The organism is Mesorhizobium sp. M8A.F.Ca.ET.021.01.1.1, assembly GCF_003998025.1.
In the GTDB taxonomy this organism is placed as follows: domain Bacteria; phylum Pseudomonadota; class Alphaproteobacteria; order Rhizobiales; family Rhizobiaceae; genus Mesorhizobium.
Genome location: NZ_RZSJ01000231.1, coordinates 1 through 8,784 on the forward strand (window position 1 = coordinate 1; position 8,784 = coordinate 8,784).

The window sequence follows — 8,784 nt, forward strand, 5'->3', positions numbered from 1 at the left end:
GGTCAGGGTTGCGCCCGGCACAAGCCGATGCGGCCTTTGATCCTTGTTCGCCTCATAGATGAGTTTCCACTTGGTCGCGTCGGCTTGTGCCGGGCGCAACCCTGACCATCCCGGCGAAGTAAGGTCATTTCGCTTTCGGCGCGGACACCCGCCGGGGAAACCTGGTGGGTGTTCGCGTTTCGGGCCGTAAAGGCGGTATGGTGCGGCCAGACGCAGCATTGAAAACCAGCGCGCCATCGCTAGTTTCACGCCGTGTCCGGAGAACCCTTATGACGCCTACCAATATTGTCGACCCCAAGACGGTCAAGCCGGTCGGCCTGACGACGGGGCACGCGCCGGCCAAGGCCGGCAAGGTCGGCGTCATGCTGGTCAATCTCGGCACGCCCGACGGCACAGAATTCAAGCCGATGTGGCGCTATCTGCGGGAATTCCTGTCCGACCCGCGTGTCATCGAGCTCAACAGAGCGATCTGGTATCCGATCCTCTACGGGTTGGTGCTGACCACGCGACCGAAGAAGTCGGGCGCCAACTACGCCAGGATCTGGAACCGGGAGAGGAACGAGTCGCCGCTGCGCACCTACACGCGCGCGCAATCCGAAAAGTTGACCGAGGCATTGCGCGGCCTGCCAGGCGTGGTCGTCGACTGGGCCATGCGCTACGGCAACCCTTCCACATCAAGCGTCGTCGAAAGGCTGGTCGCGCAAGGCTGCGACCGCATCCTTTCATTCCCGCTCTATCCGCAATATTCGGCGACGACGACGGCCACCGCCAATGACCAGTTGTTCCGGGCGCTGATGAAGATGCGCGCGGCACCTGCCGTCCGCAGTGTGCCGCCCTATTATGATGAGCCCGTCTATATCGAGGCGCTGGCCAGTTCGATCGAACGACACCTGGCGAGCCTCGATCTCGAGCCGGAGGTGGTCATCACCTCCTATCACGGCATCCCGAAACCCTATTCCGACAAGGGCGATCCCTACCAGGCGCATTGCCTGGAAACGACGCGGCTGCTGCGCGAAAAGCTCGGCTGGGACGAGAACAAGCTGATCACCACCTTCCAGTCGCGTTTTGGCGCGCAGGAATGGCTGCAGCCCTATACCGACAAGACGGTGGAGAAACTCGCCAAGGACGGCGTCAAGTCGATCGCCATCGTCAATCCCGGCTTTTCCGTCGATTGCATCGAGACGCTGGACGAGATCGGCCGCGAAGCTGCCGAGACCTTCCATCATGCCGGTGGCGAAAAATTCGCCCATATTCCTTGCCTCAACGACAGTCCGGAAGGCATGGCGGTGATCGAAGCGATGGTACGGCGCGAGCTGTCTGGCTGGGTCTGACGCCGGAACCACCGCCACTCCGGGGCGTTGACGCGCACCTTCCGGAGACGTGGATGCCGCGCAAACTCGACCTCAGAACCGGCCGGCCTGTCTGGTCGGCCTATCGCGCGCCCGCGGTGCCGACCGACAGTCTGACCCGGGACGTCAAGACCGATGTGCTGATCATCGGCATGGGGATCAGCGGCGCCATGATGGCCGAGGCGCTGACAGCGGACGGTCACTCCGTGGCGTGCATCGACCGCCGCGGACCGCTGAAAGGCTCGACGGCGGCAACCACGGCGCTGGTGCAGTTCGAAATCGACCAGCCGCTTTCAATTCTGTCGAGAATGATTGGCAAGGCCGAGGCACGGCAGGCCTGGCGACGCTCGCGGCTGGCCGTTTCCAATCTCGCCGCCCGCGTCACCGAACTCGGCATCACCTGCGGCCTGAGCCGAACCCAATCGCTCTATCTGGCCGGCACTGTGCTCGGCCCCCCGGAATTGCGTGAGGAAGCCGAAGCGCGCCGGCAAGCTGGCATCGCCGCGACCTATCTGACCCCTCGGCCGCTCGCCGAGGCGTTCGGCATCGACCGCGATGGCGCCATTCTCAGCCATGGCAACATCGCGCTCGACCCGCGCAAGTTGACGGCAGGACTGCTGCTCAAGGCGCTCGGGCGCAAGGCTCGTCTCTACACGCCCGTCGAAGCGACGGCGATCAAGGACAGTGCCGACGAGGTGGTCGTGGCAACCAGGGACGGCCCCACCATTACGGCGCGGCATGTCGTCCTGGCCACCGGTTACGAACTGGTCGACATCGTGCCGGCGGCGGCCCACCAGATCATCTCGACCTGGGCGATCGCGACGCGCCCACAGCCACGAAAGCTCTGGCCGTGTGCGACGTTCATCTGGGAGGCGTCGGATCCCTACCTCTATGTCAGGGCGACCACCGACGGCCGGGTCGTATGCGGCGGTGAGGACGAGGATTTCGTCGACGAGACACAGCGAGACGAACTCATCCCCGACAAGAGCGAACGGATTGCCGAAAAGCTTGGCAGGCTGTTGCCGCATCTCGACACCAGGCCCGAATTTGCCTGGACCGGCTCCTTCGGCACGACGACCACTGGCCTCCCTTGCATCGGCGCCATTCCCAGGCATCCGCGCATCCATGCCGTGATGGGTTATGGCGGCAACGGCATCACCTTCTCGCGCATCGCTGCCGAGATCGTTCCGGCCTCGATCCGCGGGCTTGAAGACACGGATGCAAGCCTGTTTGCCTTCAACCACTGAGTGCATACTCGCAAACAATCCCTCATCACCTAATTGTAACGTTGCTGAAACACACTTAAGTCTTTGGTGAAGTCGGCTGCGTGGGAATGGCTCGCGCGGCCTGCCTCTGAGGGAGAACCAAATGGATTTCAGTGGTTTCGATATTGCGGTCGTTGTTCTGGTCGCGCTTGTCGTGCTGGTGCTGTTCAAGGGCATCAAAACAATTCCGCAGGGATACAACTATACCGTCGAACGCTTTGGTCGTTACACCAAGACACTGAGCCCCGGCCTCAACCTCATCACACCATTCGTTGACCGCATCGGCGCCAAGATGAACATGATGGAACAGGTGCTCGACGTTCCGAGCCAGGAGATCATCACCCGCGACAACGCCATCGTCGGCGTTGACGGCATCGCTTTCTACCAGATCCTCAACGCGGCACAGGCCGCCTATCAGGTTGCCGGCCTGCAGAACGCCATCCTCAACCTGACGATGACCAACATCCGTACTGTAATGGGCTCGATGGACCTCGATGAGCTGTTGTCCAACCGCGACGCCATCAACGAGCGCCTGCTGCGCGTCGTCGACGAAGCGGCGCATCCGTGGGGCATCAAGATCACCCGCGTCGAGATCAAGGACATCAACCCGCCGGCGAACCTGATCGAATCGATGGGCCGCCAGATGACCGCCGAGCGCAACAAGCGCGCGCAAATCCTGGCCGCCGAAGGCCTCAAACAGTCGCAGATCCTCGAAGCCGAAGGCCGCAAGGAAGCCGCCTTCCGCGACGCCGAGGCGCGCGAACGCTCCGCCGAAGCCGAAGCCCGCGCCACCCAGGTGGTGTCGGAAGCGATTTCCAAGGGCGACGTGCAAGCGCTGAACTACTTCGTCGCCCAGAAATACACCGAGGCCTTGACCAGGATCGGTTCGGCCACCAACAGCAAGGTCGTGCTGATGCCCCTGGAAGCCTCCTCGCTGATCGGCACGCTCGGCGGTATCGGCGAGATCGCCAAGGAAGTCTTCCGCAGCGAAGGCACGACCGGTGCGCAAAGGCAGGCAGCGCGTCCGCCTGTCGTCAGGCCCTCCGAAAACTGAGATAGGCCACGCTCATGATCGACCGCATCGTTTCTGAACTCGGCCCGTGGAACTGGATGGTTCTGGGCTTCGTGCTGCTGGTTGTAGAGGTCATCGCGCCGGGTTTCTTCATGCTTTGGATCGGCATCGCCGCCCTGATCGTCGGCGCGGTGTCGCTGCTGATCTGGGATGCCGCCATCTGGACATGGCAGGTCCAGGTGCTGCTGTTCCTCGTGCTGTCGCTGGTTTCAGCCTTTGTCGGCAAGAAACTCATGGGCGGACGCGACCAGCCGACCGACCAGCCCCTACTCAACCGCCGTGGTGCGCAGATGATCGGCAGGATGGCGACACTTGCCGAACCGATCCGCGACGGCCGTGGCCGCATCAAGCTCGGCGACACGCTGTGGCGCGTTTCCGGCCCGGACCTGCCCGCCGGCACCCAAGTCCGCGTCACCGCCGCCGCCGACACCGATCTGGAATTGACGGTGGAGCAGGTCTGAATTTCAGCTCGCCATTACCTGAATGCCGCCGACGCGCAGGTGTGCTGAGATTCAGGTCAGGGCGAGTCGAAAATGGCTGATGCCGAGAACCGGAGCGGAGCGTACTTTTCGTACGCGAGCTCAGTTCTACTGCGACGCAGTAGAACGGGGAAGCCCAGGGATCAGCCATTTGCAGGCCGACCTCACCTGAATATCAGCGCACCTCAGGCTGCGCCGATGCGCAGCAGGTCGTGAAAATGCACCACGCCCAGCGGCATGTTGTTCCTGGTCACCACCAGTGCGCCGATATTGTGCTCGTTGAGCAGCGCGATGGCCGTACCTGCTAGCGTCTGCGGGTCGACCGTCTTGGGTGTGCGGGTCATCACCTCGTCGACGATGACATCGGCCAGGTTACGGTGCAGGTTGCGCGCCACATCGCCGTCGGTGATGATCCCGGCCAATTCGCCATTCGCGTCGACGATCAGGACGCAGCCGACCTTCTTCTGCGACAACGTCATCACCGCTTCCGGCATCTTGGTGCCGACGACGGCCAGCGGCATCTGGTCGCCGACCCGCATGATCTCGGAGACCATGGTCAGGTTGGCGCCAAGCTGGCCGCCGGGATGGAAGGTGCGAAAATGGTCCGGCGTGAAGCCGCGCGCCTCGAGCAGCGCGATCGCCAGCGCGTCGCCGACGACCAGCTGCAGCAGCGTCGATGTTGTCGGCGCCAGGCCATGCGGGCAGGCCTCGGGGGTGCGTGGCAACAAAAGCACGACGTCGGCCGCGCGCGCCAGCGCCGACGTCTCTCCAGAGGTGACGGCGATGAGCGGAATGGAAAACCGCCGGGAATAGGCGACGATACCCATCATCTCCTTGCTCTCGCCCGACCACGAGATCGCGATGATGGCATCGTCCTTGGCGATCATGCCGAGATCACCATGATTGGCCTCGGCGGGATGGACGAAGAAGGCAGGCGTGCCGGTGGAGGCCAGCGTCGCCGCGATCTTCGAACCGATATGGCCGCTTTTGCCGACACCGGTGACGATGAGCCGGCCCTCGATCTTCGAGATCATGTCGACGGCATGGGCAAAGGGTGCCGCCAGTCCGTTCTCGAGCGCCTCGGCAAGGGCCGCGATCCCGGCCTGCTCGGTTGCCACCGTTCTCAGCGCCGATTCGATCGACGCTTGCCTGTCCAGGGGCTTCTTATCGAGAGGTCTCGCATGCATGGCTGATGCGCTTAGCGCTTTGCCGCCCGCCTGTCCAACAGAAATGGCCTTCCGCATGACGGCTGAATGTGTGCGGCAATTTGGGACAACGACAAGGATCAAAACGGAAGGCACGACGCGGACCCGCATTGTCGCCCGCGGAAATCGCGTTTGAACCGGGGACGCGCGCGGCCTCAACCCTCCGTTAACCATCCCCATTTACGGTTCGGTAAGTATGGCGCGCATGCGCCGCGCGAGCAGTGGTGGCGATGTCCGGGGTCCAGCCAGAAAAATCGAGAGGACGACGGGGCAACGCGGTCTGCGCCTTGCTGCTTGCGACCAGCGTCCTTGCCTTGCTGCGTCCTGCGCCACTCCAGGCCCAGGAAACGGAACTGCGTGGAGAAGTGTCGGAATCGGCGATCCTGTCCGACCAGCAGCGCAAGGCAAGAAACCTTGTTCTTGCCCAGCAAGCGGCGGCCAATGCTGCCGCGCAGGACGATGCGTCGGCGCGCACCTATCTGCCGGCCAGCGCCGGTGCCGTGCCTGACGATACCGACGCCGCGAACTCGACCACCAGCGTCTTCGACCCGCCCCAGGCCAGTGACGATATCTCCGCCGACGCACCGACGCCGCCCAAGCCGCGCCGCACTTCGGCCGCCAGGCAGAACGCGGCCGACAAGGCAAAGGACAAGGCTGCCGACAAGTCCAAGAAGAAAAAGGGCACCACGGCGGCTACGGATCCAACCACCACCGCCACGGCGACCACCACGGCGAGGACCGACGATACCGACAACACCGCGGCGGACCAGGAAGCGGCCAACCGCCGTGCACTCACCATCGACAGTGTGGACAGGCAGAAACTCGACGCCGGCGCCGAGCGCACCGCTGCGATCGAAGGCCAGAACAAGAAGCCCGAGGACGATCCGTTCGCCGCCACCGGTGTCAAATGGGGCTCCTTCGTCATCCGGCCGACCATCGAACAGGGGCTGACGGCGACGACGAACGGCGATTCGAGCAGTGCCGGCACGTCGGCGCTGCTGTCCGAGACGGCGCTGCGCTTTACCGCCGCTTCCGACTGGCGCGAAAACTCCGCGACCATCGACGGCTATGGCAATTTCCGCGAAACCGTGTCGGGCTACCCGGTTCACGATGCGCAGGGCCGCATCGAAGGCCAACTCAATGTCGACCTCGACAAGGAATTGCGCGCCATCGCCAAGCTCGGCTACGAAGCCGTGCCGGAATCGGCGTCTTCGCCCGATGCCATTGCCGGCGTCAGCACCCAGCCGCTGCGGCAGACGATCGATGGCAGCATCGGCGTCGAGAAGGCCGTCGGCAAGATGCAGTACACGTTGACCGGGGCGGTCTCACACGACTTCTACGGTGACGCCAAGCTCGCCGACGGCACCTCGCTGTCGCAGAAGGATCAAGACAACACGCTCTACACGGCAACCTTGCGCACCGGCTACGAGATTTCCCCGGCGCTCACGCCCTTCACCGAAATCGAGGTCGGCCGCCGGGCCTATGACCAGCGCATCGACGATGAAGGCTTCGAGCGCTCCTCGACGCGCCTCGGCGCCCGCGCGGGCCTGCAAGTCGACATGGGCGAGAAGCTGTCGGGTGAATTCTCGGCCGGCTGGCTCAGGGAAGCGATCGACGACAAAAGCCTTGAAGCGATTTCGGGTGCCACCGTCGATGCCGATCTAAAATGGTCGCCCGAACGCGGCAGCACGATCGGCCTGACTGGCAAGACCACTGTCGAGACCACGACCACATCAGGCGAAAGCGGCGATATCCTCTACTCCGGACGCCTGACGGGCGAACGCGTGATCCGATCCAATCTCACCGCGAATGCGGCACTGGGCCTGGACTGGCGCGACTATGTCGGCATCGACGGCCATGACAGGATCTTGAGCGCCGAGGCCGGCCTGACCTGGTGGCTGAACCGCTATGCCGGCCTCACCACCCGCGTAAGAACCGAAAAGCTGACCAGCAACCTGCCCGGCCGCGACTACACCGCCAACAGCATCTACCTCGGCATGAAAGTGCAGCGCTGAACGCGTATGCACTTCGTCATCCTGGGGCGTAGCAAGGAGCGAAGCGACCCGGCGCAGACCCCAGGATCCATGCAGCGACTTATGGGTCGCCTCTGCGGTGATAGGCCTGGAGCATCTCTCTGGCTCCTGCTTCGCCGAGGATGACGAAAGTATGGGGCTTAAAACGCTGCTCCGCGCCGTTCTGATGGCTTCATCTCGTCGAGAAGCGTGCGGATCACGCCGGCCATGCTCTGGTTCATGTCGTTGCGCCACAGCGCGAAGGCGACATTGGCCTCGACAAAACCTTCCGGCGAGCCGCAATCGAAGGTGCGGCCCTGATAATGATAGCCGTAGAAGGCTTGCTGCTTTTCCAGCTTCAGCATCGCGTCGGTGAGCTGGATTTCGTTGCCGGCGCCCTTCTCCTGGCCTTCGAGAATTTTGAAGATCTCCGGCTGCAGGATGTAGCGGCCGTTGATGTAGAGGTTGGAGGGCGCTGTGCCGGTCTTCGGCTTTTCCACCATCTCGGTGATGCGGAAGCCGTGATGGGTGTCTTCGCCGCGGCCGACAATGCCGTATTTGTGAGCCTCCGCCGGGTCGCATTCCTGCACGGCGATGATGTTGTTGCCGGTTTCCTCGTAGAGTTCGACCATCGCCTTCGTGCAGCTCTTCTCCGACTGCATGATCATGTCGGGCAACAACAGCGCGAACGGCTCGTCGCCGACCAGTTCGCGCGCGCACCAGACAGCATGGCCGAGACCCATCGGCACCTGCTGGCGGGTGAAGCTGGTCTGGCCCGGCGCCGGCTGCAGCCGCTGCAGGCGGGCAAGCTGCTCGTCCTTGCCGCGCTGTGCCAGCGTGTCATAGAGCTCGAACTGGATATCGAAATGGTCCTCGATGACCGCCTTGTTGCGGCCGGTGACGAAGATGAAATGCTCGATGCCCGCCTCGCGCGCCTCATCGACGACATACTGGATGACCGGCCTGTCGACGACGGTCAGCATTTCCTTGGGAACGGCCTTGGTGGCCGGGAGAAACCGGGTGCCGAGGCCGGCGACCGGGAAAACTGCCTTGCGAACTCTCTTCATGCTTCCAATTATCCGTTTGCTGGCCGGCTCCGCAATCCCGTCTCGCGACATTTTCACGCCGGAATTGAAGATTACTGGAGCGGCTGAGGGAAACTTCCACCGGTTAAAGCATCGAGGTGTCTTTTCGTTCCAGGCGACGCCTATGGTAAACTAATTCCTAACCCGGTTCGGCGATGAATGGTCTTTCCTGAGACAAAGAAGGAGGAAAAGATGTCCGTTCGCAATGCCGCAAAACGTTTCAGCAGCGTCATGACGGCCGCAAGCCTCTCGCTCGCTTTGCTCATTCCCACCGGGCCGGCCTTCGCCGACGCCGGGTTCCGGCAATGGGTCGCCGG

At 63.1% G+C, this 8,784-nt stretch carries 7 protein-coding genes; 5 read left to right on the forward strand and 2 right to left on the reverse strand.

What is annotated here, in order from left to right; genetic code table 11:
- Positions 1 to 269: 269 nt before the first annotated feature.
- From hemH to EOA36_RS18630, 4 genes are all read left to right on the forward strand, one after another.
- Positions 270 to 1,331: a ferrochelatase gene (hemH, locus tag EOA36_RS18615; protein WP_127278881.1), complete on the forward strand. Its 1,062-nt coding sequence runs from the start codon at positions 270 to 272 to the stop codon at positions 1,329 to 1,331.
- 53 nt (positions 1,332 to 1,384) lie between these two features.
- A complete protein-coding gene (locus tag EOA36_RS18620; protein WP_127278882.1) occupies positions 1,385 to 2,596 on the forward strand; it encodes an FAD-dependent oxidoreductase in 1,212 nt (403 codons plus the stop codon).
- Positions 2,597 to 2,717: 121 nt separating this feature from the next.
- Complete coding sequence (locus tag EOA36_RS18625) at positions 2,718 to 3,668, forward strand: SPFH domain-containing protein (RefSeq protein ID WP_127278883.1); 951 nt, start codon at positions 2,718 to 2,720, stop codon at positions 3,666 to 3,668.
- Positions 3,669 to 3,682: 14 nt separating this feature from the next.
- The gene (locus tag EOA36_RS18630) at positions 3,683 to 4,147 is read left to right on the forward strand and encodes an NfeD family protein (RefSeq protein ID WP_127278884.1); all 465 of its coding nucleotides are present in this window, start codon (positions 3,683 to 3,685) and stop codon (positions 4,145 to 4,147) included.
- A gap of 203 nt (positions 4,148 to 4,350) precedes the next feature.
- Here EOA36_RS18630 and EOA36_RS18635 read toward each other — a convergent pair whose 3' ends face one another.
- The gene (locus EOA36_RS18635; RefSeq protein WP_127278885.1) at positions 4,351 to 5,352 is read right to left on the reverse strand and encodes a KpsF/GutQ family sugar-phosphate isomerase; all 1,002 of its coding nucleotides are present in this window, start codon (positions 5,350 to 5,352) and stop codon (positions 4,351 to 4,353) included.
- Between the two features lie 248 nt (positions 5,353 to 5,600).
- Here EOA36_RS18635 and EOA36_RS18640 point away from each other — a divergent pair, with 248 nt between their 5' ends.
- Complete coding sequence (locus tag EOA36_RS18640; protein ID WP_167531298.1) at positions 5,601 to 7,385, forward strand: outer membrane beta-barrel protein; 1,785 nt, start codon at positions 5,601 to 5,603, stop codon at positions 7,383 to 7,385.
- A gap of 158 nt (positions 7,386 to 7,543) precedes the next feature.
- Here the strand turns inward: EOA36_RS18640 and galU are convergent, their stop codons facing one another.
- Complete coding sequence (galU, locus tag EOA36_RS18645) at positions 7,544 to 8,458, reverse strand: UTP--glucose-1-phosphate uridylyltransferase GalU (protein ID WP_189343710.1); 915 nt, start codon at positions 8,456 to 8,458, stop codon at positions 7,544 to 7,546.
- Positions 8,459 to 8,784: the final 326 nt, after the last annotated feature.